The 24,664-nt window shown below is 62.9% G+C and carries 22 protein-coding genes; 17 read left to right on the top strand and 5 right to left on the bottom strand.

Translation table 11 applies throughout. The features are described 5' to 3' along the window. The first annotated feature begins 13 nt into the window (after positions 1–13). The 15 genes from ABE528_RS07765 to gspM all read left to right on the top strand — a co-directional run bounded on the left by ABE528_RS07765 (position 14) and on the right by gspM (position 14,164). Positions 14–1,432, top strand: coding sequence for an FAD-dependent oxidoreductase (locus ABE528_RS07765; RefSeq protein WP_060484277.1), 1,419 nt, complete (start codon positions 14–16; stop codon positions 1,430–1,432). A gap of 150 nt (positions 1,433–1,582) precedes the next feature. Continuing rightward, on the top strand, positions 1,583–2,647 hold the full coding sequence (gene hemE, locus ABE528_RS07770) for a uroporphyrinogen decarboxylase (protein ID WP_152955557.1): 1,065 nt from the start codon (positions 1,583–1,585) through the stop codon (positions 2,645–2,647). Positions 2,648–2,858: 211 nt separating this feature from the next. Continuing rightward, positions 2,859–4,322: an N-acetylglucosamine-binding protein GbpA gene (gene gbpA / locus ABE528_RS07775; RefSeq protein ID WP_152955558.1), complete on the top strand. Its 1,464-nt coding sequence runs from the start codon at positions 2,859–2,861 to the stop codon at positions 4,320–4,322. Positions 4,323–4,379: 57 nt separating this feature from the next. Next, the gene (locus tag ABE528_RS07780) at positions 4,380–4,892 is read left to right on the top strand and encodes a cytochrome b/b6 domain-containing protein (protein ID WP_152955559.1); all 513 of its coding nucleotides are present in this window, start codon (positions 4,380–4,382) and stop codon (positions 4,890–4,892) included. A 22-nt stretch (positions 4,893–4,914) separates the two neighbouring features. After that, positions 4,915–5,391, top strand: coding sequence for a hypothetical protein (locus tag ABE528_RS07785; protein WP_346652594.1), 477 nt, complete (start codon positions 4,915–4,917; stop codon positions 5,389–5,391). Continuing rightward, positions 5,388–7,223: a type II secretion system secretin GspD gene (gene gspD / locus ABE528_RS07790; protein ID WP_346652595.1), complete on the top strand. Its 1,836-nt coding sequence runs from the start codon at positions 5,388–5,390 to the stop codon at positions 7,221–7,223. The genes ABE528_RS07785 and gspD overlap by 4 nt, the downstream gene beginning before the upstream one ends. Positions 7,224–7,225: 2 nt before the next feature. Further along, positions 7,226–8,689 (top strand): type II secretion system ATPase GspE, encoded by a 1,464-nt coding sequence (gspE, locus tag ABE528_RS07795; RefSeq protein WP_346652596.1) that lies wholly within the window; start codon positions 7,226–7,228, stop codon positions 8,687–8,689. Positions 8,690–8,691: 2 nt separating this feature from the next. Further along, entirely contained in the window at positions 8,692–9,897 is a 1,206-nt protein-coding gene (gene gspF, locus ABE528_RS07800) for a type II secretion system inner membrane protein GspF (RefSeq protein ID WP_346652597.1), read from the top strand. A gap of 1 nt (position 9,898) precedes the next feature. Beyond that, the gene (gspG, locus tag ABE528_RS07805; protein WP_152955564.1) at positions 9,899–10,345 is read left to right on the top strand and encodes a type II secretion system major pseudopilin GspG; all 447 of its coding nucleotides are present in this window, start codon (positions 9,899–9,901) and stop codon (positions 10,343–10,345) included. After that, on the top strand, positions 10,342–10,806 hold the full coding sequence (locus ABE528_RS07810; protein ID WP_346652598.1) for a GspH/FimT family protein: 465 nt from the start codon (positions 10,342–10,344) through the stop codon (positions 10,804–10,806). Before gspG ends, ABE528_RS07810 begins: the two co-directional genes overlap by 4 nt. Continuing rightward, entirely contained in the window at positions 10,784–11,173 is a 390-nt protein-coding gene (gene gspI, locus ABE528_RS07815; RefSeq protein WP_152955566.1) for a type II secretion system minor pseudopilin GspI, read from the top strand. The genes ABE528_RS07810 and gspI overlap by 23 nt, the downstream gene beginning before the upstream one ends. Beyond that, entirely contained in the window at positions 11,160–11,738 is a 579-nt protein-coding gene (gene gspJ / locus ABE528_RS07820; RefSeq protein ID WP_346652599.1) for a type II secretion system minor pseudopilin GspJ, read from the top strand. Before gspI ends, gspJ begins: the two co-directional genes overlap by 14 nt. Positions 11,739–11,785: 47 nt before the next feature. Further along, a complete protein-coding gene (locus ABE528_RS07825) occupies positions 11,786–12,592 on the top strand; it encodes a type II secretion system protein GspK (RefSeq protein WP_346652600.1) in 807 nt (268 codons plus the stop codon). Continuing rightward, the gene (gspL, locus tag ABE528_RS07830) at positions 12,585–13,697 is read left to right on the top strand and encodes a type II secretion system protein GspL (protein ID WP_346652601.1); all 1,113 of its coding nucleotides are present in this window, start codon (positions 12,585–12,587) and stop codon (positions 13,695–13,697) included. The genes ABE528_RS07825 and gspL overlap by 8 nt, the downstream gene beginning before the upstream one ends. Next, positions 13,694–14,164 carry a type II secretion system protein GspM gene (gene gspM / locus ABE528_RS07835; RefSeq protein WP_152955570.1) on the top strand — a complete coding sequence of 157 codons (471 nt, stop codon included), beginning with the start codon at positions 13,694–13,696 and terminating at the stop codon, positions 14,162–14,164. The genes gspL and gspM overlap by 4 nt, the downstream gene beginning before the upstream one ends. 12 nt (positions 14,165–14,176) lie before the next feature. Here gspM and ABE528_RS07840 read toward each other — a convergent pair whose 3' ends face one another. Next, entirely contained in the window at positions 14,177–15,364 is a 1,188-nt protein-coding gene (locus ABE528_RS07840; RefSeq protein ID WP_152955571.1) for an MFS transporter, read from the bottom strand. Positions 15,365–15,528: 164 nt separating this feature from the next. Between ABE528_RS07840 and ABE528_RS07845 the strand changes: the two genes are divergently transcribed. Together ABE528_RS07845 and ABE528_RS07850 are read left to right on the top strand one after the other, a co-directional pair. Then, on the top strand, positions 15,529–16,428 hold the full coding sequence (locus ABE528_RS07845; protein ID WP_152955572.1) for a LysR family transcriptional regulator: 900 nt from the start codon (positions 15,529–15,531) through the stop codon (positions 16,426–16,428). A gap of 96 nt (positions 16,429–16,524) precedes the next feature. After that, positions 16,525–17,298 carry a ParA family protein gene (locus ABE528_RS07850; RefSeq protein ID WP_346652602.1) on the top strand — a complete coding sequence of 258 codons (774 nt, stop codon included), beginning with the start codon at positions 16,525–16,527 and terminating at the stop codon, positions 17,296–17,298. Positions 17,299–17,379: 81 nt separating this feature from the next. Here ABE528_RS07850 and trxC read toward each other — a convergent pair whose 3' ends face one another. Genes trxC through ABE528_RS07870 form a run of 4 tightly spaced genes read right to left on the bottom strand, consistent with a single transcriptional unit; the run spans position 17,380 to position 24,423 of the window. Continuing rightward, positions 17,380–17,814: a thioredoxin TrxC gene (gene trxC / locus ABE528_RS07855; protein WP_346652603.1), complete on the bottom strand. Its 435-nt coding sequence runs from the start codon at positions 17,812–17,814 to the stop codon at positions 17,380–17,382. A gap of 16 nt (positions 17,815–17,830) precedes the next feature. Beyond that, positions 17,831–19,291 carry a protein adenylyltransferase SelO gene (locus tag ABE528_RS07860; RefSeq protein WP_346652604.1) on the bottom strand — a complete coding sequence of 487 codons (1,461 nt, stop codon included), beginning with the start codon at positions 19,289–19,291 and terminating at the stop codon, positions 17,831–17,833. A gap of 45 nt (positions 19,292–19,336) precedes the next feature. Further along, positions 19,337–22,645, bottom strand: a complete 3,309-nt coding sequence (gene mscK / locus ABE528_RS07865; RefSeq protein WP_152955576.1) for a mechanosensitive channel MscK — start codon at positions 22,643–22,645, stop codon at positions 19,337–19,339. 35 nt (positions 22,646–22,680) lie between these two features. Continuing rightward, complete coding sequence (locus ABE528_RS07870) at positions 22,681–24,423, bottom strand: potassium/proton antiporter (protein ID WP_103446049.1); 1,743 nt, start codon at positions 24,421–24,423, stop codon at positions 22,681–22,683. Positions 24,424–24,664: the final 241 nt, after the last annotated feature.

Raw genomic sequence — 24,664 nt, forward strand, 5'->3', positions numbered from 1 at the left:
GAGGTTTTGAAAAATGGCTGAACGTCTGAACAACGACTTCCAGTTCATCGAAGTGGGCCGCAAGGACCCCAAGAAAAAGCTGCTGCGCCAGCGCAAGAAGGAGTTCGTGGAAATCTACGAACCGTTCAAGCCGCAGCAGTCCGTGGAGCAGGCGCACCGTTGCCTGGGCTGCGGCAACCCGTATTGCGAGTGGAAGTGCCCGGTACACAACTTCATCCCCAACTGGCTGAAGCTGGTGTCCGAAGGCAATATCCTGGCTGCGGCCGAACTGTCGCACCAGACCAACACCTTGCCGGAAGTGTGCGGCCGTGTGTGCCCGCAGGACCGTCTGTGCGAAGGTGCCTGCACCCTGAATGACGGTTTCGGCGCGGTGACCATCGGTTCGGTGGAGAAGTACATCACCGACACCGCCTTCGCCATGGGCTGGCGCCCGGACATGTCCAAGGTCAAGCCAACCGGCAAGCGCGTCGCCATCATCGGTGCCGGCCCGGCGGGCCTGGGCTGTGCCGACGTGCTGGTGCGTGGTGGCGTGACTCCGGTGGTGTTCGACAAGAACCCGGAAATTGGCGGCCTGCTGACCTTCGGCATTCCCGAGTTCAAGCTGGAAAAGACCGTGCTGAGCAATCGTCGCGAAGTCTTCACCGGCATGGGCATCGAGTTCCGCCTGAACACCGAGGTGGGCAAGGACATCACCATGGAACAGCTGCTCGCCGAATACGACGCGGTGTTCATGGGCATGGGCACCTACACCTACATGAAGGGTGGTTTCCCGGGTGAGGACCTGCCTGGCGTGCACGATGCGCTGGACTTCCTGATCGCCAACGTCAACCGCAACCTCGGTTTCGAGAAGTCGCCGGAAGACTTCGTCGACATGCAAGGCAAGAAGGTCGTGGTGCTGGGCGGTGGTGACACCGCGATGGACTGCAACCGCACTTCGATCCGCCAGGGCGCCAAGTCGGTGACCTGCGCCTATCGCCGTGACGAAGCCAACATGCCGGGTTCGCGCAAAGAGGTGAAGAACGCCAAGGAAGAAGGCGTGAAGTTCCTCTACAACCGCCAGCCCATCGCCATCGTCGGTGAGGACAAGGTCGAAGGCGTGAAGGTGGTCGAGACCCGTCTCGGCGAGCCGGATGCCCGTGGCCGTCGCAGCCCCGAGCCGATCCCGGGCTCCGAAGAGATCCTGCCGGCCGACGCCGTGGTGATCGCCTTCGGCTTCCGCCCAAGCCCGGCACCGTGGTTCGAGCAGCATGGCATCCAGCTGGACAGCCAAGGCCGCGTGGTAGCGCCGGAGAAAGCCAAGTTCAAGCACCAGACCAGCAACCCGAAAGTGTTCGCCGGTGGCGACATGGTGCGCGGTTCGGACCTGGTGGTGACGGCGATCTTCGAAGGCCGTAACGCTGCCGAAGGTATCCTGGACTACCTCGAAGTCTGATCGATTGCTGGGGCCGCTTTGCGGCCCCAGGCATTTTTGTATACAAAATCGTTTGATCTGTGGCACCCAATAGACAAAACGCATGGTCTTGACCGTGCCTTTTGCGCTGGCGTCTGAGAAAATGCCCGCACTATTTTTCCGGATGCCGACATGACTGCCCTGAAGAACGATCGTTTCCTGCGTGCGCTGCTCAAGCAACCCGTTGACGTCACCCCTGTCTGGATGATGCGCCAGGCCGGCCGCTACCTGCCGGAGTACCGCGCCAGCCGCGCCAAGGCCGGTGATTTCATGAGCCTGTGCATGAACCCGCAGTTCGCCTGCGAGGTTACCCTGCAGCCGCTGGAACGCTACCCGTTGGACGCGGCGATCCTGTTCTCGGACATCCTCACCATCCCGGACGCCATGGGCCTGGGCCTATACTTCGAAACCGGCGAAGGCCCGCGTTTCAAGAAGGTCATCAGCACCCCGGCCGACATCGAAGCGCTGCCGATCCCTGACCCGCAGAAAGACCTCGGCTACGTGATGGACGCGGTCAGCACCATCCGCCGCGAGCTCAACGGCCGGGTGCCGCTGATCGGTTTCTCCGGTAGCCCCTGGACCTTGGCCACCTACATGGTCGAAGGCGGCTCGTCGAAGGACTTCCGCAAGACCAAGGCGATGGCTTACGACAACCCGCAAGCCCTGCACCTGCTGCTGGACAAGCTGGCCCAATCGGTCACCAGCTACCTCAACGGCCAGATCCTTGCCGGCGCCCAGGCGGTGCAGATCTTCGATACCTGGGGTGGCAACCTGTCGGCAGCGGCCTACCAGGAGTTCTCCCTGGCCTACATGCGCAAGATCGTCAGCGGCCTGATTCGCGAGCACGACGGGCGCAAGGTGCCGGTGATCCTCTTCACCAAGAATGGCGGGCTGTGGCTGGAAAGCATCGCCGAAGCCGGCGCTGACGCGCTGGGCCTGGACTGGACGTGTGAAATCGGCGACGCTCGCCGCCGCGTCGGTGACAAGGTAGCCCTGCAGGGCAACATGGACCCGACCGTGCTTTACGCCAAGCCAGAAGCCATCCGCAAGGAAGTGGCGCGCATCCTGGCCAGCTATGGCAAGGGCACTGGCCACGTGTTCAACCTCGGCCACGGCATCACCCCGGAAGTCGACCCGGAACACGCAGGCGTATTCATCAACGCGGTGCATGAACTGTCGGCGCAGTACCACCAGTAAGTGCGCTGAAACGAACAGCCCGGCCAAGTGCCGGGCTTTTTGTTGCGTTCAATACGACGCTTACACCGAGGAAATCGACGCCATCAAGCCGAAAAAGAGAAGCCTGAACAGCTTCAGACCTTTTCTTACATATTGGCGCCATGGCCTTCCTTAGACTCGCGCACTTCTGTCGGGCCTCCCCGACGCAAGCTCAAGTAGTCCGGAGTGCGTCATGAGTACAAGAAAGAACCTGCGAAGGTTTGCTGCCAGCGGCCTATGGCTGGCAGTTGCCGGTGCGGGCGTGCATGCCCAGTTGGCCAATGCGCATGGTTATGCCAGTGAACCGCCATCGCGGGCATATGCCTGCCAGCTAGGTCTGAACACCGAGTGTGGCCAGCCGATTTACGAGCCGCAATCTGTAGGTGAGGCCGCAAAAGGGTTTCCTCAACTCGGCCCCGTGGATGGCAAGATCGCAAGCGGTGGCGCGCGCGCTGATTTCGCTTTGGTTGACGAGCAGTCAGCCGCTCGCTGGCACCTGACACCTATTCTCGACCGTGAAATCACCTTTGACTGGTATTACACCACTGGACACCCGACCACCAAGTGGGAGTACTTCATTACCAAGTCAGGCTGGAATCCAAATGCGCCGCTGGCTCGAGAGGCATTCGAAAGCAAACCGTTCTGCACTGTGGACGGTCATGGCAAGTTTGCGACTGGCGGCAACCATGCGGGCAGAGGCCCGGCGCCTGAAAAGCACCACTGTACATTGCCAGCCGATCGCACCGGGCACCATGTCGTTCTGGGGCTGTGGACAATCGCCGACACCGCTGCCGCATTCCACAATGTGATCGACGTCGACATCCAGGCTGAAGGTGGGCCCGCGCCGGAATGGCCTGCAGTTGGCGCAATCAACCCGCATCGAGACCTGGAAGTTGGCGACAAGGTCAAGGTCCGCGCATTTGTGAATGGTACGGAAAGTAAGCAGTTCAGTACGTCTATCGCCATTGAGCATGCCGAGGAAGGCACTGCCTTCAACTGGGCGTACAAATTGGCCAGCCGTATCAATGAAACCCAAGCGCTCGTGCGAGCTGGCAAGCCTAACGCGGATGGCGACTTCGAGCCTGTGCAAGGCGCCAATACGCTCTATGCCAAGAGCGAAAGTGGCATCACCAGTTTCGAACTGGAGATCGACGCCGCGACCCCAGAGCCTGGTTACATGCATTTGCATGACCTGAAGCCTGAGTACCAGCTCAAGGACGGTAAGACCACCCTCGACTTCACCGTCATGAGCAACAAGAACCTGCAGGTCAGCGCGCGGTTGTTCGATGCTGACAACAAGCAGGTCGGCTATGTTCGCGAGCAGGTCAATGGCACTGGCAAGTTGGTGCTGGAAGCCACCGGCGTCGAGGGCCCGCACACGCTCAAGGTCGTTGGTGTCGACAAGGCGCAGCGCGTGTTGCTGCAAGAACAACGTGATGTTGCGCTCAAAGCCGCTGCTGAAGGCTACGATTTCGAATTCCCTCAATCGATTGCCAGCTACAAGGAAGGCACGCTTGTCTTGCAGCCCAAGACCGGTGAGATATTCGAGTGCAAGCCATTCCCGTTCGAGGGTTGGTGCAAGAGCTATTCGGCAAATGCCAACCATTATGAGCCCGGTGTAGGCAGCAACTGGCAAGACGCCTGGATCAAGCGCTAAAAGGAGTGCGGCCTGGCAGCCCGATGGGGCATGCCGGGCCGTGTCACGGTATTTCTTATGCAACAACACACTTATTGCTGGCAGCAGATGCTATTGCACTGGGTTTCTGCCTTGGTGATCGTCTGGGCGCTGGTAAGTGGCTTTTACGTGTCAGGCTTTACGGTCGAACCCGCCACAGCACAGTGGGTCGGTTTCGTGAATGTTGGTCTGACGACACTGTTTATCCCGGTCTTTCTGCTGCGTTGGTTGATGCGCTACCTGAAGCCAAGGCCGTGCGCGCTGAACGAAAACCCCTGGGTTCGGCGCATAGCGCATGTTGTTCACGAAGGCATCTACTGGCTTACCGCGTCCGTGCTGGCTTCAGGCGTGCTGATGATGGACCGTGCAATTGACGTATTTGGCTGGTTTGCAATCGAGCCCTGGCTGACGGATCCGTTCTGGCTAAGCGCCTGGTTCATGCTGCATATCGCAGCAAACGTCGCCTTGGCTTTGGCCGTGGTGGTGCACGTAGGGGCAGTCGCCATCCATGAGTTTGCCGGGCGGCGCGTGGTTAGTCGAATGCTGCCCTGAGCCAATGAAGCATTCTTCTGTCTTGTCCTGGGTAGCAATCCCTCTGCTGGCGTTGGTCATGCTGGCCTGGCGCGAAGCCACGCGCCCAGCCTTGGTTGAACCTGTCGGGCAAGACAGTGTTGCCCGTGTATTACCCGCGCAACAGCCATTGCCGACGGCGACCCTGGCATTGGCCTTTGGCTTCAGCGAGCCAGAGGAGCGGCTAGCAAGCCAGGCCGGGTTGGTGCTCAAGGCTTGTTTCATCCCCAGTCGCGGCCAAACCCGTGCGTTGGTGGGAAGCCGCGAGGGTGACAGCTTCTATGGCGTGGGCGACCGCTTGCCGGGTGGCAGCGTGCTGCGCCGAATCGACGTGGGAGCGATCACCCTTTGGGTCGACGGGCGTGAGGAAATCCTGACCTTGTCCGGCGGCGGCGCCAACGTCTTCGTTCAATCTGGCAGTAACGCCGTGCGCGTTCCTGCCACTGCCGAATCACCCCGCCTGTTGCGGGAGGTGCAATGAGATTTCAACGTTACTTGCGGGCAGCCTCACTCGGGGCTTGCCTGAGCTTGACCTGCCCACTGGCCCTGGCTGATGCGCCAACCTGGCAATTGGCGATGAGCGATGCCGATGTGCGCGATGTGGTGCGCGAAGTCGGAGCCATTCTTGATCAGACAATCGTGCTTGACCCACGTGTGCAAGGGCGCATCACCGTACTGTCCAATGAGGCGCACGACCGTGAAGGCGTACGGAGGTTGTTTTACTCGGTCTTGAATGCGCAAGGCTTTGCCGCAGTGAACGATGGTGACCGCTTGCTGGTGTTGCCGGCAAGTGAAGCCAAAGCCTGGGCCAACCAGCAGGTCGATGCGATTCCTTCTGCATTTACCACACGAGTATTCAGCCTGTCTGGCAGCACTGCCGCCGACCTGGCCGGCCTGCTGAGGCCACTGGTGTCGAGCAACGGCTATATCGGCCCGTCCAGCTCCGCCAATGCCCTGGTCGTCACCGACTCGGCTGCCAACCTCGAGCGTTTGCAGGCTCTGGTGCGCCAACTGGACAGCGGTCAGCGGCATGACTATGAGCTGGTAACGCTGCATACAGCGCAAGCCGCCGATGTATTGCCTGTCGTCGAGGCTTCGGCAGGCAGCCCGGACAGCGGCGTGCGGGTACTGGCCGATACGCGTGGCAATCGCCTGCTTGTGCTGGGGCCGGAAAAGTCCCGCCAACGGTTGGCACGACTGGCCCGCGAGCTGGATGTGCCGACACCTGAAAATTCGCATAACTGGCGCGTGGTGCGCCTTCAACATGGTAATGCCGAGCAGCTGGCCGAGGTGCTCGGTGAAGTGGGCAAGCGGCTGGATGGCAAGCCGGGCACAGAAGCCTTGGGCCAGCCGCTCGCGACCGGGGCGATGGTCAAGGCAGATACCAGCCAGAACGCCTTGGTGCTGCTGGGCGAACCCAAGACGCTGGGGAGCGTGGTGCAGATCATCGAGCAATTGGACCAGCCCCGCGCACAGGTGTTGATACACGCGGCCATCGTCGAAGTCAGTGGCGATATCAATGAGGCCTTGGGATTGCAGTGGGGGGTGGACACCGGCAGCCTCAGGGGCGGGGTGACATTCCCGGACAGCGGTGCGCTGTTGGCCGATGTGCTGGGGGCGGACAAGGCACTGCCCAGTGGCGCGGCGCTGGCGCTAGGCTCTGACCGCTTTGGCCTGCTGGTTTCCGCATTGGCCAGCAACAGCCGTAGCAACCTGCTGTCCACCCCCAGCCTGCTCACGCTCGACAACCAGGAAGCGCAGATCCTGGTGGGGCAGAACGTGCCGTTCAAGACAGGCTCGTACACCACGTCCGGCAATGGCGCGGATAACCCGTTCACCACCGTGGAGCGCAAGGATATCGGCATCAGCCTCAAGGTTCGCCCGCACATCAACGAAGGCCGAAGCCTGCGCCTTGAGGTCGAGCAGGAAAGCTCGGAACTGGCACCCAGCACGCTCGAAGGTGACCTGATTACCAGCAAGCGAACACTCAAGAGCACCATCCTCGCGGCGGACGGCGAAATCATCGTGATCGGTGGCCTGATCAAGGACAGTGTGCGCACAGAGCAGCGTGGCGTGCCGTTGCTCAGCCGTATTCCTCTGCTGGGTGGCTTGTTCCGCTGGACCCGGGATACCCAGGAAAAGACCAATCTCATGGTGTTCCTGCGCCCTACCATTTTGCGCACCCAGGCCGAATGGGTGGAGTCCGGGCGTCGTGCCTACGATGATGTTCGCGCCTCCGACCCGGTGCACGTGCCTCAGGATCCCCGCAGGCTGTTCGAAGCGCGGCCGATGCTGGAAGGCCGGGAGCCATAGCCTTGAACCCTTTGCTTCCATTCGGCTTCGCCCGGCGTCATGGCATTTTGCTGGACCGGCAGGCAGCCGAGCCCACCCTGATGATGCGTGACGATGCCGCCTTGGCATCACTCTCCGAGGCGCTGCGTATCGTTGGGCATCACTGGCCACTGCGCCTGGTGGATGGCGACCAGTTTGCAGAGCACCTGGCTGCTTGTTACGGCGGCGCCCAGGATGCAGCGCAGTCGGTGATCCAGGGGCTGGATGAGCACATCGACCTGTCACGCCTGGCTGAGGCGTTGCCGCAGACCAGCGACTTGCTCGATCAGCAGGATGATGCGCCGATCATCCGTTTGCTCAATGCCTTGCTCAGCGAAGCGGTCAGGTCGCGCGCTTCCGATATCCACCTGGAAACGTTCGAACAGCAGTTGCGCGTTCGCATGCGCGTCGATGGGGTCATGCGCGAAGTGCTGTCGCCGCCCCGAGCGCTCGCGGCCTTGCTGGTGTCGCGGATCAAGGTCATGGCGCGTCTGGACATTGCCGAAAAGCGCGTGCCACAGGATGGCCGCATCAGCCTGCGGCTGGCCGGCCATGAGGTGGATGTGCGTGTGTCCACCTTGCCAGCGGCCCATGGGGAAAGGGTGGTGCTGCGCTTGCTGGACAAGCAGGCTGTGCGTCTGGATGTGCAGCACATGCAGATGCAACCCTCGGTGCAGAACGCATTCCTGGCCTTGCTGGACAAACCCCACGGCATTTTCCTGGTGACAGGCCCGACTGGCTCGGGCAAGACCACCACGCTGTATACGGCACTTTCGGTATTGAACCGTGAGTCGCGCAATATCCTCACCGTCGAAGACCCGGTCGAATACCACTTGCCCGGTATCGGCCAGACCCAGGTCAACAGCAAGGTCGACATGACCTTTGCCCGTGGGCTTCGGGCGATCCTGCGGCAGGATCCGGACGTCGTCATGGTCGGGGAGATTCGTGACCGGGAAACTGCAGATATTGCCGTGCAGGCATCGCTGACAGGCCATCTGGTGTTGTCGACCCTGCATACCAACAGTGCTTTGGGCGCCATCACGCGGCTGGCGGACATGGGGGTGGATACCTGCCTGCTGGCATCCTCCCTTGCCGGTGTCATGGCACAGCGCCTGGTGCGTGTGTTGTGCCCGCACTGCAAGGCCGCATACGAGGTGGACGACGCCACCGCCAGCACCCTTGGCAACCCTGACGGCCTGCCGCAGCAGCTTTACCAGGCTGTAGGTTGTGAGCTGTGCCAGCTGGGCTACAGCGGGCGCTTGGCATTGCATGAGATGGTCGTCATTACCCCGCAGCTGGCGCAGGCCATCCACGGCCGCGCATCGTTGGCACAGATGCAGGATCTACTTCGCCCGGGCACGACCAGCCTGTTTCAGCATGGCGTTCAACGTGTCTGCCAAGGGCAGACCAGTATTGAAGAATTGCTGCGCGTGACGGGCCAGGACTGAACATGGCGATCTTCCGGTATCAGGCCCAACGCCAGGATGGCGCTCGCCAGCGCGGCACGCTAGAGGCAGCTAGTGCGCGTCAGGCCCGGCAGCAGTTGCGCGAGCAGGGTTGGTCGGTCATGACGATCGAGCTTTTAAAGCCTTCGCCACTTGCCGCCCTGGTTGCGGGCAATCGTCTTTCCCTGGCGCGCCGCTGTTTGCTGACCCGGCAGCTGGCAACGCTGTTGCAGGCGGGCATGCCGTTGACCGAAGCGCTACAGGCGGTGGCGGCGCAAAGTGGCCAGCGTCAGGCCAGGCAGGTGTTGCTTGGCGTGGCTGAGCGAGTCGCCGAAGGTAATACCTTTGCCAATGCACTGGCCCATTACCCATTGGCCTTTCCGCTGGTTTACCGCGCCACGGTCGAGGCGGCGGAGCGCTCCGGGCACTTGGCAGGGGTATTGGAGCGTCTGGCGGGGCATGGCGAAGATCAGCAGGCCCTGCGTCAGAAAGTGCAATTGGCGATGCTCTACCCGTTGATACTGACGATCGTCGCGCTGCTGGTGGTGGGTTTTCTGCTCGGTTATGTAGTGCCGGACGTGGTGCAGGCCTTCGCCCGCGACCAGGCACAGTTGCCGCTGGCGACCCAGGTGCTGATTGCACTCAGCGATGCTTTTGGCCGCTTCGGCTTGCTGGCCTTGCTGGTGCTGCTGGCAGGCGTTACCGGTGCTGTCTTGCTGTTGCGCGCGCCTGCGAGGCGAAGGCAATGGCATGCCATGGCACTGCGCCTGCCAGGTTACGCCAGCTTTGTGCTAGCCAGCGAGGCTGCGCGCTTCATCAGTACCTTGGCGATTCTTGGCCGCAGCGGTGTTGTGCTGGTCGATGCCATGAACATCGCTGCCGACGTGGTGGGCAATCTGGTTTTACGCGAGCGCTTGCAAACCGCGGTGCGTGAAGTGGGTGAAGGCGCAACGCTGGCCCACAGCCTGGCACGTAGCCAGAGCATGCCCGCACTGATGCTGCACATGATCGCCAGTGGTGAGCGTGCCGGGGAACTGGACAGCATGCTCGAACGTGCCGCCGAGCTCCAGGCCAGGCAACTGGCTGGTCGTATAACCCTCCTGGTGAGCCTGTGCGAACCCCTGATGCTGTTGCTGATGGGTGGCATCGTGCTGTTCATCGTGCTGGCCATCCTGCTGCCCATTCTCAACCTCAACCAACTGGTCAACTGATATGTCTTCTGGCTTTGCACGTCATGCGCAGCGTGGCTTCACGCTCATCGAAATCATGGTGGTGGTCATCATTCTGGGTGTGCTCGGCGCGTTGGTGCTGCCCAACGTGATGAGCCGCCCGGACCATGCCAAGTTCACGGCGGCGCGTACCGATATCCAGTCAATCTCCACGGCCCTGGAAATATACCGCCTGGACAACGGGCGCTATCCGACCACCGCCCAAGGCCTGGAGGCGCTCATCCGGCGCCCGACCGTTGCACCCTTGCCACGCCAGTGGAATGCCCAGGGTTACCTCAAGAGCCGGGCGCTGGACCCTTGGGGCATGCCTTATCAATACAGCAACCCTGGTACGCGATCGGGGCAGGGGTTCGACCTGTTCTCGTTTGGCGCCGACGGCCAGCCCGGCGGTGAAGAGGCGGATGCCGATATCGGTAACTGGGCCGAATGACCCTGCGCCGCTCGAAAGGCTTCACCCTGCTGGAAATGTTGCTGGTGCTATTGCTGGCAGGCGTTGTCATGGGCATGGCCGGGTTGCAGTTGGGGCGCGACCCGCAACGCCTGGCCAGCCAGGAGGCCGGGTTGTTCCTGCAACTGGTCGAGCATGCCAGGCAGCAGGCGGTGCTGGAGGGGCAGGAGATGGGTGTGCAGATCGATGCCCGCGGCTATCAGCTGATGAGGGCATTCGGCAACAAATGGGCAGCAGCAGGGCCGCGCCGGGACACTGGCCTGGACCTGCGCCTGAGTATCGACGGCTTCCCGGTGATGCTTGCCGGGCCAGGCGATGCTGCGCAATTGGTGTTTGCCCGTAACGACGAGTACACCCCGTTCTCGTTGTCATTCGATGAGGCGGGTGTCGGCCTTGCGCAACTATCAAGCGATGGCCTCAATGCCCCCTGGCTCGAACGCTGAACGTGGGTTCACGTTGCTGGAAGTGCTGGTGGCGCTGTCGGTATTCGCCGTACTGGCCGCAGCAGTGACCACCGCCAGCCAGCAGGTCCTGGCACAGTCGCAGGGTATGCGTGATCGCCTGTTCGCCAGCTGGATCGCCGATAACCACCTCAACGAGCTTCGCTTGCATGCGACTGCGCCTGCGACTGCACAGCGCCGCACCCAGGAGGTCCAGTTCGATCAGCGCACCTGGCTCATCGTCGAGTCGCGGCGTCATCAGGCGGGTTTGGCACTCGTCGAAGTGGGCGTGAGCGTTAGCCTGGCATCGGACCGCCAGCCGCTTCACCACGCGGTAGGCTGGATGGAGGTTGCCGATGCAACGCAGTGAGTCAGCCCGTATCCAGCGCGGCTTTACCCTGCTGGAGCTGTTGCTGGCCATCGCCCTCTTTGCCTTGCTGGCGGCGGGTACCAGCCAATTGTTGGCTGCCTTGGTACGGGCAGATGCCGCACGTCAGGCCCAGGCCGAAGAATTGCGTGCACTGGGGCGGGCAATGAGTGTGATGCAGCGGGATGCATTGCAAGGGTACTGGCCCGCGATCAGCAAGAGGGGGGCTGGTTACGGTGTATTGCTGACGCCGCAGCGGGTGAGCTGGTTGCTTGGCGCAGAACGTGATCGACAATCGTTGCCGCGCAGCGATCTGCGGGTGGTCGAGTATTGGCTGGAGGACGGTGTGTTGTGGCGCCAGCGACGGACACTGGAGCACGGGCAGGTACGCCCACAACGGCTGCTCGAAGGTATCGAGGATCTGCGCTGGCGGCTGTATGGTCCAGAAAGCGGATGGGTATCCAACTGGGTGGCTGCGCAACCGCCCCAGGCACTTGAAATCACCCTGTCGACCCAGCGCTTTCAGGGGATTCGCCGAGTGCTGCCTCTGGCGGGGGCAAGCCTGTGAAAAACTCGGGGCAGCAGGGCGTGGCGCTCATCACGGTTCTGTTGGTAATGGCACTGTCGACCCTGCTGGTTGCCAGCATGCTGCGTAGCCACCAGGGGATGCTGGGCAGCGTCCGGCAGCAGATCGACGCCTCGCGCTTGCTGCAACTCGCCCATGCTGGCGAGCGGCATGCTTTGAAGCAGCTGAAACAGCAGGCTGCGACCTTGCTGCAGGTGACCCATGGCGGTCAGCCCTGGGCGCAAACCCGTTTGCTGGACCTTGAGCAGGGGCAAGTTCGGCTGCGCCTGGAGGACCTTTCCGGGCGCTTCAATATCGCTGCGCTGACCGCACGAAAAACCCTCGACCCTGTGTTGTTCGAACGTTGGCAGCGGTTGTGCCACGCCCTGCAGATCGAGGTGCCGGTGCTGGAACCCTTGGCCGGGCAGCGCATGCTCGACCCCAGCCAGCTGCGCGTCTTGCCGGGCGTCGATGCGCAGGTGATGGCACGTTTGCAGCCCTGGATCGTGGCGCTGCCCCCCCAGGCTGGGCTCAACGTCAATACCGCCCTGGCACGGGTACTTGAAGGCCTTGAAGGCGTGGATGCCTCTGTTGCACGAAGCGTGATGGGCCGGCGGCCCGAAGAGGGCTATGCCAGCGTTCAGCAGTTTCTGGCGCAACCACAGCTGGTGGGGCTTGGCATCGACAGCCATGGGTTGTCGGTGACGAGCCGCTGGTACCGTCTGGAGGTACGAGCAGCGTTGCAAGGCAACCTTGGTTATCTGTACAGCGACCTTGAAATCGACCCGAGCACGCATCAGGTGCGTGTGCTGCGTCGGCTTTTTTCTGCACAACCGGAGCACCTGCAAGTTGAGTGATGTTTATCTGTTTTTGCTGGCCGGGGGCGTGGTCGAAGACGATGGAGCATGGCCGGTGCTCGTACGCACAGCGCAGGGCCACCAGTACCGGTCAGAGTTGGGCAGCTTGCCGCCCGAGTTGGCCGCTGCTGCGGTGGTGCTCGTGTTGCCGATGGAGCTGACGGGGTGCTGCGTGATCGGGCCGATACCGGGCAGGCGCCCCAGTCGGGAGACGTTGGGCTATGCAGCGGAAGAACAGCTGGCAGCGCCCTTGGAGGCGCTGCACCTGGCGTTCGGGCCAGTAGATGAAGAGGGCCGGCGCAAGGTATGGGTGATAGCGCTGGAATGTTTGCGCCAGCTGATGTCGAGGCTTCAGCAACAGGGCATCGACCCCATCGCGGTATACGTTGATGCCGACCTGCTGAGTGCCGAGCGGGCATGCGCCCTGTGGTTCGAGGGGCGATGGTTGCTGGGGGGCAGCAAGGGCTCTTGCCTGGCTCTGAGTGCCCAGGCCGCACAGGCACTGAAGCAGAAATATGCATCCTTGCCCTGGATGGCCGAGGCAGGCTCAGCAGGTGCAGCGGACAGTGATCAGCCGATCGCCAGTGCAGTGGACATCCTGATGCAAGGCAATGCTGGTGCTGTGGACTTGCGCCAAGGTGCACTGCGTCGGCGGCGTATGCTGCCGGCATGGCGAGGCCTGGCAAGCGGTGTGGTGCTGGCTTTACTGATGGTTTGCCTGGTCGATCACGTGCGTGCGCAGTGGCTCATGCAGCAAGCATCACGGCTGCATGCCGAGAATGTTCGGGTTTTGCAGCGCTGGGCGCCTGAGCAGCCTCCGGGTGGCGACCTGGCTACGCGAATCAGGTTACTCGAACACCGCCCAAGGCATGCGACTACGGTCGAGCAGCTGGCACTGCTCTCGGAACAACTGGTCGGCGTTGGCAATGTGGTGATCGAGCGGGCTGAATCGACGTCTGAGCAAGGCTGGCGCGTCGAGGTTGTCGCCCAGGGCTTTGACGATCTCGAAAGGCTTGGCACACGTGTTCCCGGTATGCGGATGGAACAGGGACGACAGGCCGATCAAGGGGTGCGGGCGACCCTGTCCTGGCGGGAGGCTGAATGAAGTATTGGAGAGAAACTGCGTTGGTACGCCAGTGGCAACAGCTATCACCCAACCGGCGCACGCAATTGAAGGTCGCTTTATGGGGCCTGGCCTTGATAGCGATCTGCCAGCTACTCTGGGTGCCGGGCCAGGCCCGCCTGCAACAGGCTGAGCGAGACCTGGCGCGTGAGCATGAGCTGGGTGCCCAACTGCAGCGAGTCGTGCAGGGGCCGCCTCGGTCGCCAACCACCGTCGAGGTACAGACACCTGCAGGTTTAAACGAGCGCGCCAAGGCTGCGGGCCTGCGTATCACCAGCCTGGAGGCCAGGTCCGGGCAGGTGGATATCAGCCTGGAGGGGGCTGCTGCGGCCGTGCTGGCCTGGTTGCACCTACTGGAGCAGGAGGGTGGCAAACCGCTCAACCTGCAGCTGCAAGCCGAAGGCGAGCTGCTTCAGGCGCGCTTCGTGATGATGCTGGCCGAGGCATGATGCCTCGGCCTTTCAGGTTGCTTTGGGTTGCAACTTGCTCAAATGCAGGGCCACCAGCAACGCCACCGTCAGCAATCCGCCAATGAACAAGCCAATCCCGTTCCAGCCCCATTGGTGCCAGAACACCCCACCCGCCGTACCGGCCACGCTGGACCCTGCGTAATAGCTGAACAGGTACAGCGACGAAGCCTGCCCCTTGGCCTTCAGCGCCCGGCGGCCGATCCAGCTGCTGGCCACCGAATGCGCACCGAAGAAGCCGAAGGTGAACACCAGCATGCCGACGATCACCAGCGCCAGCGGGGTGGCCAGGGTCATCAGCAGGCCGCCAGCCATTACGACAATACTGGCCCAGAACACCTTGCGCCGGCCTAGCTTGTCAGCCAGTGCGCCGACTTGCGCCGAGCTGTAGATACCCGACAGGTACACCACCGACAGCAACCCGACCAGCGCCTGGTTCATGTGGTAAGGCTCGGCCAACAAGCGGTAGCCAATGTAGTTGAACAGGGTGACGAAGGCGCCCATCAACAAGAAGGCTTCGAGGAACAGCCAAGGCAGCCCGGCATCCTTGAAGTGCATGACGAAACCGTCCAGCAGGCTACGCGGGTTCATCAACTGTGGTCGGAAGTTGCGCGATTCGGGCAGCACTTTCCAGAACACCAGCGCCGCCACCAGGGCCAGGCCGCCGATGGTCAGCATCGCCGTGTGCCAGCTGACAAAATCGATCAGTACACCGGTGATCAGTCGCCCGCTCATTCCGCCGATGGCATTGCCACCAATGTACAGGCCCATGGCCAGGCCGATGTGCTGCGGGTGGATTTCTTCGCTCAGGTAGGTCATTGCCACCGCCGCCAGGCCGCTCAGCGACAAGCCCACCAGAGCGCGGGTGGCCAGCACCAGTTCCCAGCTCGGCATCACCGCGCTGGCCAGGGTCGACAGGGCGGCGCAAACCAGGGCAAAGACCATCACCGGCTTGCGGCCGATGCGGTCGGAGATCGGGCCGGTGATCAACAGGCCGAACGCCAGCATCGCAGTCGATACCGAGAGCACCAGGCTGCTCTGCGCCGCGTTGATGGAAAACTCCTTCGACAGCAGCGGCATCATCGGCTGCACGCAGTACAGCAGGGCGAACGTGGCGAAGCCGCCGCTGAACAGGGCCAGCACGGTCTGCATGAAGGCGGGGGTGCCTTTTTCGATCCACATGTCGTTCAGGGGGGCAGGTTCTGGGCCGGCAGGAAGGGGGGCTACAGCAGTTTTCACGGGCGGTACCTCTGGCGCAATGAAAAAAGCATATAGCTGGCTAATGATTAGATCCAATATATTGTTCGACCTATTTGAGACGTTTATCGACCTAATTGGAGCCCGTCATGGAACTGCGCCATTTGCGTTACTTCATCGCCGTTGCCGAAGAGCTGCACTTCGGCCGCGCGGCCCAGCAACTGGGTATCTCCCAGCCGCCATTGAGCCAGCAGATCCAGGCGCTGGAGCAGGAGCTGGGCGCCCGTCTGTTCGAGCGGACCAATCGTCGGGTCGAGCTGAGCGAGGCTGGCCGGCTGTTCCTTGAAGAGGCGCGACAGGTGCTGGCGCAGGTGGAGAAGGCGGCCGATGTGGCGCGGCGTGCACAGTTGGGTGAGCTGGGCGAGATGAAGATTGGTTTCACGTCGTCGGCGCCGTTCACCTCGAAGATCCCCAAGGCCATTCATGCCTTTCGCCAGCGTTTCCCCGCAGTACACCTGAACCTCAAGGAAATGAGCAGCCGGGATGTCGCCGAAGGGGTGTTCGACGAATCCATCGAGGTCGGCCTGATGCGGCCGATGCCGTTGCCGGAAGGCCTGGTGGCTACCGAGCTGTTCCGCGAGCCGCTGGTGGCGGTGATCAACGCCTCGCACCCGTTGGCCGAAGGCACGGAACAGGGCGTGCACATGGCTGCCCTGGCCCATGAACCGTTCGTGTTCTTCCCGCGCAGCTATGGCAGCGGGTTGCATGCGCAGCTGTTGAGCCTGGCGCGCCAGGCCGGGTTCAGCCCGCATTTCTCCCAGGAGGCGGGGGAGGCGATGACCATCATCGGCCTGGTGTCGGCGGGGCTTGGGGTCTCGGTGCTGCCGGCGTCGTTCCAGCGTATGCGCATCGAAGGCGTGGTGTACCGCACGCTGCTGGATGAAGGGGCGATGTCGGCAGTGTGGCTGGTGCAGCGCGAGCGCGGGGGTTCGGCGATGGCGCGGGCGTTTGCCGAGTTGCTGAAGGGGCTGATGGCGGGCCAGCAGTGATGTTCCCGCGCTGTGCCAGCGAATGGGCAAATGGCACTGGCCATTGCCGCTGCGCCGCCACATACTCGGGCATTCGTTGATACACGGAGGTCAATCATGCGGCGCGTGGTGTTCAATCAGAAAGGTGGCGTGGGCAAGTCGAGCATCGCTTGCAACCTGGCGGCAGTGAGCGCCAGCGAAGGTTATCGGACCCTGCTGATCGACTTGGATGCCCAGGCCAACTCGACCCAGTACCTGACCGGCCTGACCGGCGACGACATCCCCATGGGCATTGCCGACTTCTTCAAGCAGAGCCTGTCCAGCGGACCGTTCAGCAAGAAGAACAAGGTCGATATCTACGAAACTCCGTTCGATAACCTGCATGTGGTCACTGCCACGGCGGAGCTGGCCGACCTGCAGCCCAAGCTGGAAGCCAAGCACAAGATCAACAAGCTGCGTAAGTTGCTCGATGAGCTGGACGAGGACTACGAGCGGATTTACATCGACACGCCGCCGGCGCTCAATTTCTATGCGGTTTCCGCATTGATCGCCGCTGATCGTGTGCTGATCCCCTTCGACTGCGACAGTTTCTCGCGTCAGGCGCTGTACGGCCTGCTGGCTGAAATCGAAGAGCTCAAGGACGACCACAACGAAGACCTGGTGGTCGAAGGCATCGTGGTCAACCAGTTCCAGTCCCGCGCCAGCCTGCCGCAGCAGATGCTCGACGAGCTGCTGGCCGAAGGGCTGCCGGTGCTACCGGTGTACCTGGGCAGCTCGGTGAAGATGCGCGAATCGCACCACGCCAGCCTGCCACTGATTCACCTGGAACCGCGGCACAAGCTGACACAGCAGTTTGTCGAGCTGCACTCGCTGCTTGAGGAGAATGGCTGAAGATCTTCAGTGCCTGTGAAATCGAGCGCCGCGCGGGCGGCGCTCGATCTCACAGGCACCAAACAGCTCAAGGCATGCACTTTAAACCCCTTGGCTACGCACCCACTCCAGCAACGACTGGAGCGGAAACGCCCCGGCCTGGCGACCGATTTCGCGGCCGTTCCTGAACAGGATCAGGCTGGGAATCGAGCGGATGCCCAGTTGCCCGGCGAGGTTGCGGTTGGCTTCGCTGTCGAGCTTGGCCAGGCGGCAGCGGCCGCTGAGCTGGCGGGCGGCCTGCTCGAAGGTCGGGGCAAAGGACTTGCACGGGCCGCACCAGTCGGCCCAGACATCGATCAGCAGCGGCAGGTCGCCCTTGATCTGGCTGGCATAGTTGGCCTCGCTGAGCTCGAAGGGCGTGCTCAGCAGCACGTCCTGTTTGCAGCGGCCGCATTTCGGGGCGTCACCCAGGCGTGCCGCCGGCAGGCGGTTGAGGCCGTTGCAGTGGGGGCAGGGGATTACCAGTGGGTCGGACATGTCGGTTCCTTGAAGATTATGAAGAACAGCTGATTTCCAAGTGCTTGCCCCACTCAGGTGGGCGCTCGGCATAGGCCTGCATGCCGGCTTGCTCCTCGAACGGCTGGCTCAGCACCTTATGCAGGCGGCGTACTTCACTGTAATCCCCAGCTTCGGCCGCTTCGATGGCCTTCTGCGCCAGGTAATTGCGCAGCACATACAGCGGGTTCACCGCATGCATCCGCTCACGGCGGCCTTCGGCATTAGCGCTCTCGCGCTCGCAACGGGCCAGGTAATCCGCGCCCCAGGCATCGAAGCCGGCGAGGTCGATGAAGTCATCGCGTACCACCTTCAACGCTTCGGCGACAGGCTGGTCACCCAGCTTGCGGAAGAACAGGTTGTAGTCCACGCCGCCGCTCTGCATACGCTGCAGCAGGCGCTCGACCAGCGCCATGTCGTCGTCTTCTGCGCTGGTCAGGCCCAGGCGCCGACGCATCAGGTCGAGGTAGTGCGCCTGGTACAGCGGCAGGAACAGGCCCAGCGCTTCCTTGAGCGGTTCCACTTCGATCACCGTGGTCAGGGCCTGGGCCAGGGCGCTGAGGTTCCAGTGGGCAATCGGCACCTGGTTGGCGTAGCTGTAGCGGCCACGGTCGTCCGAGTGGTTGCAGATGAAGTTGGCGTCGAAGTCGTCGAGGAAGGCGAACGGGCCGAAATCGAAGGTGATGCCGAGGATCGACATGTTGTCGGTGTTCATCACCCCGTGGCAGAAGCCATAGGCCTGCCAGCGGGCGATCAGCTCGGCGTTGCGCTCGACGATGGTGCGGAACATGGCCAGGTAAGGCTGCTCGGCATCGCGGCACTCTGGGTAGTGCTGCTCCAGCACGTGGTCGATCAGCACACGCTGCTGTTCCGGCTGCTTGGTGTAGTAGAAGTATTCAAAATGGCCGAAACGCACATGGCTCTGCGCCAAGCGGGTGAGCATTGCCGCACTCTCGCGGGTTTCGCGCCACACCGGGGTGCTCGAACCGATCACGCACAGCGCCCGGCTGGTGGCGATGCCCAGCGCGTGCAGGGCCTCTGAAGCGAGGAACTCGCGGATCGACGAGCGCAGCACGGCGCGGCCGTCGCCCATGCGCGAATAGGGCGTCTGGCCGGCGCCCTTCAGGTGCAGGTCCCAGTGCTCGCCCTGGTCATTCAGCACTTCGGCCAGCAGCAGCCCGCGGCCATCGCCCAGGCGCGGGTTGTAGGAGCCGAACTGGTGGCCGGAATAGACCATCGCACGCGGGTCGGCCTGTTCCCACAGCTTGTGGCCGCTGAACAGCTCGGCGAACACCGGCAGTTCAGCCTGTGCAGGGTCGAGGTCGAGCAGGGCCATGGCCGACTCGCTCGCCACCACCAGGCGCGGCTCGGCGATCGGCTCGGGCAGGACCTGGGTGGAGAACGCATCGCCCAGGCGGGCGAAGCGGTTGTCGAAGGTGAGTTGGTCGAGGGCTTTCACGGGCTGCTCCTGAGATTCAGCACAGAATAAAGCATTCGAGCCCACTCAGGCCGGTGCAGTGCCATCCGGTTTAGGTTGCTCTGTCGCGATCAACTGCTGCTTGCCACCCTTGGCATCCATCAGGAACACCTCGACCTGGCGTACCGAGATCTTGATGTTGTGGGCCTTGAACTCGCGGTTGATGTAGCGGTTGATCTCGTCCAGCGTCGGGTTGCGGTCACCGAGGTCACGCACGTGCATGCGCAGCTCGTGGTCCAGCGAGCTCTCGCCGAAGTTGAGGAAGTACACGATCGGCTCCGGGTCCTTGAGCACCCGCGGGTTCTCGTGGGCGCCCTTGAGCAGCAGGTCGCGTACCAGGTCGAGGTCCGAGCCGTAGTCGATGCCCAGCTTCAGCGTCACCCGGGTGACCGTGTCGGTCAGCGACCAGTTGATCAGCTGGCCGGTGATGAAGGTCTTGTTGGGGACGATGATGTCCTTGCGGTCGAAATCGGTGATGGTGGTGGCGCGGATGCGGATCTTGCTCACCGTGCCGGACAGGTTGCCGATGGTGATGGTGTCGCCGATCCGCACGGGGCGCTCGAACAGGATCATGATGCCGGAGATGAAGTTGGCGAAGATCTCCTGCATGCCGAAGCCCAGGCCCACCGACAGCGCTGCTACCAGCCACTGCAGCTTGTCCCAGCTCACCCCGAGGGTCGACAGGGTGCTGACGATGCCGATACCGACGATGGTGTACGACAGCAGCGTGGTGGTGGCGTAGGCGCTGCCCTGGGCCAGGTTCAGGCGTGACAGCACCAGCACTTCCAGCAGGCCCGGCAAGTTGCCGGCCAGGGCGAAGGTGATGCCGACGATCACCAGCGCGCCGAGCAGGTCGCCGAGGCTGATCGGCACCATGCTGGCGGCCGCACCGGTGCCGCTGGTGTACTCGTACAGGACGAAGTTGTTGAGGTAGGCGAACACCGAGATCAGGTCCGACCAGACCCAGTACAGGCCGGCGATGAAGCCGCCGAGCAGGGCCAGGCGGATCAGGCGCAGCGACTGCTGGTTGACCTGCTCGATATCCAGGGTCGGCTCTTCGGTGATGACTTCACCATCCAGCCCTTCCTTGGCGGCCTGGCGCTTGCTCAACGCGCGCTGGTAGGCCAGGCGCCGTGCAGCCACCGACAGGCCACGGACGAAGGCGGCTTCGATCACCAGCCAGAACAGCAGCAGGTACAGGGTGTAGATCAGCCGGTCGGTCAGTTTCAGTGCGGTGTAGTAGTAACCGAAGCACACGGCCACGAACAGCGCGATCGGCAGGGCGGTGAAGGCCACCCCCACGGCCCTGCGGAACAGCGACGTATCGCGGTGCGCCGGGCTGCTCAGCAGCAGGCGGCTGAGCAGCCAGGCCATCAATGCATAGCAGGTCAACACCACGCCGATGCCGAGCACGTCGTCGGCCAGGGCCGAAGGCTGATGCTCGGCGACCGCTACCACGCCGACCAGCGCCAGCACCACGGTACCCAGCCGGCGAACCCAGCCGCGCAGGAACTCGACCTGCGGCTTGTGCCAGCGGAAGTGGATTTCCGCCACACCGCCAGGGGCGAGGATGCGGTAGGCGGTGTAGAACACCAGCCAGGCCTGGGCCAGCTGCCACAGCGCCGCGCCGAGGTTGGCGTTCTGCCCGCGGGCGTCGATCTGCAGGGCATAGCTGCACAGCGCCAGGCCCAGGCTCACCGGCATCGCCAGGAGGATGTTGATCAGGATGGCCTGGGGCGTGTGCCACTGGCTGTCACGGCGGAAGTGGCCGATGTCCTGGTGCACCTTGCCCAGCCGTTGGTAGAGGTATTTGCGCCGCCACAGCAGGGCGCCGATCGCCAGCAGCAGGGGCAGGAACAGCAGCGGCCGCTGGCTCAGGCCGTCGGCCAGCTCCTTGATGCCCGAGCCCCAGGGCAGGCTGGCGACCTGTTCGGGGAAGCGTTCCGGCACCAGGCGCAGCCAGTCCCAGTCCAGCGGCTTGTTGCTGGGGATCCAGAACATCTGCTCGTCGAGGGTGTTGCGCAGGCCCTGGGCGGTGCCCAGCAGCTGCTTCTGGTTGAGCTGCAGGGTGATTGATTCGTTGAGCAGCGCCGACAGCTCGCGGTTCAGGCGTTCGAGCAGGTCACTGCGGGTGATCGCCACTTCCAGCAGGGCCTTGCGCAGTTGCGGCGTGACGTCTTCCTGCGGCTGGTTGGCCAGCAGCTTGTCGACGTAAGTCACCGGGTTGCTCATCTGCTCGCGCTGCTGGTTGATCTCGAACTGGTACAGGCGCAGATCGGCGATCTGGTCGGCCAGATCGCGGTCGAGCTTCAGGTGCGGCAGCGCCTGCTTTTGCTTGTAGAGGATCTTCGACAGCAGCAGGCTGCCCTTGAGCACATTGATCTGCTCATCCAGGGCCTGGTCGGCCTGGGTCAGGCTGTCGAGTTGCTGCTTGGTGCGCAGGTTCTGCTGGGTCAGCTCGTTGAGGCGGTCGGTGCTTTTGAGCAGGTAGTCGGAAAGCTTCAGGTTGGCCGCGCTCTCGGTGGCCAGCAGGCTGCTGCCGCCGGCCTTCTGCGCTTCGATCGACTGCTGGGTGACGGTTTGCTGGGACTGGGCCAGGCGCTTTTCGTTGATCAGCGTCTGCAGGTCCTGGATTTCCTGCTCCAGGCGCGCGGCGCGCTCGATCAGCAGGTCGTGGCGGGCGTTGCCGAGGTCTTGCAGGAGGCCGTTGCCGGCCAGCTCCTGGCGGCGCAACAGGGTCAGCGCGTTGAGCGAGGCCTGCTCGGCAATGAGCTGGTTGCGCTGGTCGGCGTTGATCGGCTTGCCGCCGTCCTTGCCGCTTTTGAGGCTGTTGTTGATTTGCTGGGTGCGGGTCTGGTTGTTGCTGATCTCGGCCTGGGCCCGTTCCGGGCGGGTCTGCGAATTGATGATCAGGCTGTTGGCTTCGGACAGCGCCCTCTGCAGCTCGCCCTGCTGGGTGTTGCGTTCGCTGAGCAGCTGCTCGAGCTGCGGCACGGTCAGGTTGGCATAGCGCTGGGCGACCGGCTGCGGCTTGCTTTCCTTGAGCTTGGCCAGTTCTTTCTGGTTGTCAGTGGTTTCCTTGGGGGCGCTGGCCAGCTGCTGCTTGAGCGCGGCCAGCTTCTTCTCGCTGTCTTCCTTGCTGTTGAGCAGGCTCAAGGTCTGCTCGAGCACCTGCTGCAGGGCCTTCTGGTCGGCCTCGGGCAGTTTGCGCTCGGCGATCTTGTCGAGGCTGTTCTGGATGCTGGCGGTGGTCGGGGCTTCTGCCGCGTTGACCGCGAAAGAAAGGGACAGGCACAACCCCAGCAGGGCTGTGCGAAGGTACACGCGCAGGGACATAGGCAGACTACTTGTGGATCAGGCAGAAACGGAGTTTAGAGGAACAATCCTGGTCCGGGTCGCGTTCCTTCGGGGAATCTGACGCCGACTTTCTGGATCTTGTTCCCGTCCATGGTCGCCACGGTCCAGATCGTGCCGTGCCATTCGACCTGGTCGCCTACTACTGGAGCGCCTCCGACCTTCTGTCGGATGAACTGCGCCAGTGGCATTTTCGCGTCCAGGCCGTCCAGTTTGAGGCCATAAAGTGCGGCCACCGCGCCCAGCTCGGCATCGCCTTCGAGCACGAAGTCGCCGAAGAAGCGCAGGTCCAGGCCACGCTGCGGTGCCTGGCTGAACAGTTTGCCCAGTGCTGGAAGGTTATGTTCGTGGCCGATCACGCAAAGCATGTCGCCGACTTCCAGTACGGTACTGCCGGACGGGTGCAGCAGTTGCTCGCCGCGGAACAGCGCGGCGATCCGCGTGCCTTCGGGCATTTTCAGCTCACGCAGGGCGGCGCCGATGCACCATTTTTCCGCACCCAGGCGGTAGACGAACAGCTCCCACTCGCTGGTGACGTGCACTTCCAGCGCCGAGCGGGAAATAGGCGCCGGGTCTGGCGGTACCGTGACTTTCAGCAGCTTGGCCATCCACGGCAGGCTGGTGCCTTGCACCAGCAGCGACACCAGCACGATGAAGAACGCCAGGTTGAAGAACAGCTGGGCGTCTGGCAGGCCGGCCATCAGCGGGAACACCGCCAGAATGATCGGTACCGCGCCGCGCAGGCCGACCCAGGAGATGAAGCCCTTTTCGCGGCCGTGGAAGGCCTTGAACGGCAGCAGTGCGGCAACCACCGACAGCGGCCGCGCCACCAGGATCATCCACAGCGCCAGGCCCAGCGCGGGCAGGGCGATCGGCAGCAGGTCGTGGGGCGTGACCAGCAGCCCCAGCACCAGGAACATGCCGATCTGCGCCAGCCAGGCCATGCCGTCGAGCATGTGCAGGATGCCGTGACGGCTGCGGATCGGCTTGTTGCCCAGTACCAGGCCGCACAGGTACACGGCGAGGAAGCCGCTGCCATGCAAGGCGTTGGTCAGCGAGAACACCACCAGGCCGCCGGCCACCACCAGGATCGGGTACAGGCCACCGGCCAGGTTGATGCGGTTGACCAGTTGCAGCAGCAGCCAGCCGCCGCCCAGGCCCAGCAGGCCGCCGATACCGAACTCGCGCAGCAAGTGGCCCAGCAGGCTCCAGTGCAGGCCGGTCTGGCCGCTGGCGATCATGTCGATCAGGGTAACGGTGAGGAACACGGCCATCGGGTCGTTGCTGCCCGATTCGATTTCCAGGGTGGCGGTCACCCGCTCGTTCAGGCCTTTGCCACCGAGCAGCGAAAACACCGCCGCGGCGTCGGTGGAGCCGACGATGGCGCCGATCAGCAGGCCCTGGATCAGGCTCAGGTTGAACAGCCAGGCGGCTACCATGCCGGTCAGCGCGGTGGTGATCATCACGCCGACGGTGGCCAGCGACAGCGCCGGCCACAGTGCCACGCGGAAGCTCGCCACCCGCGTGCGCAGGCCGCCGTCGAGAAGGATCACGGCCAAGGCCAGGTTGCCCACCAGGTAGGCGGTCGGGTAGTTGTTGAAGATGATGCCGCCACCATCCACGCCGGCGACCATGCCGACAGCGAGGATGATGACCAGAATAGGGATGCCCAGGCGCGACGACAGCGAGCTGACCAGGATACTTGCGCCCACCAGCAATGCGCCGATCAAAAACAGGCTGTTGATGGTGCTTGCATCCAAAGGCAGGTACTCCGGGATATCGCGGGAAGGGGGCTTGGCTCCTTGACTTGGCAAGTCGCGTGCCAACTGATTCTAACCTGATGAATTGGCAGGCTGTAAAGCGTTTCTGCAGATGTGCAAAAGGCACCGCGGAGGGTGCCTTTTGCAGTGTTGTCTGGGTGGGCCTCTTACCGGGCATTGCCCCGAAAATGCCCAGGCCCGCATAACCCATCTTAACCAAACCCAACAACATGCCCCTCAC

This window comes from Pseudomonas sp. TWI628 (assembly GCF_039673865.1).
GTDB lineage: Bacteria > Pseudomonadota > Gammaproteobacteria > Pseudomonadales > Pseudomonadaceae > Aquipseudomonas.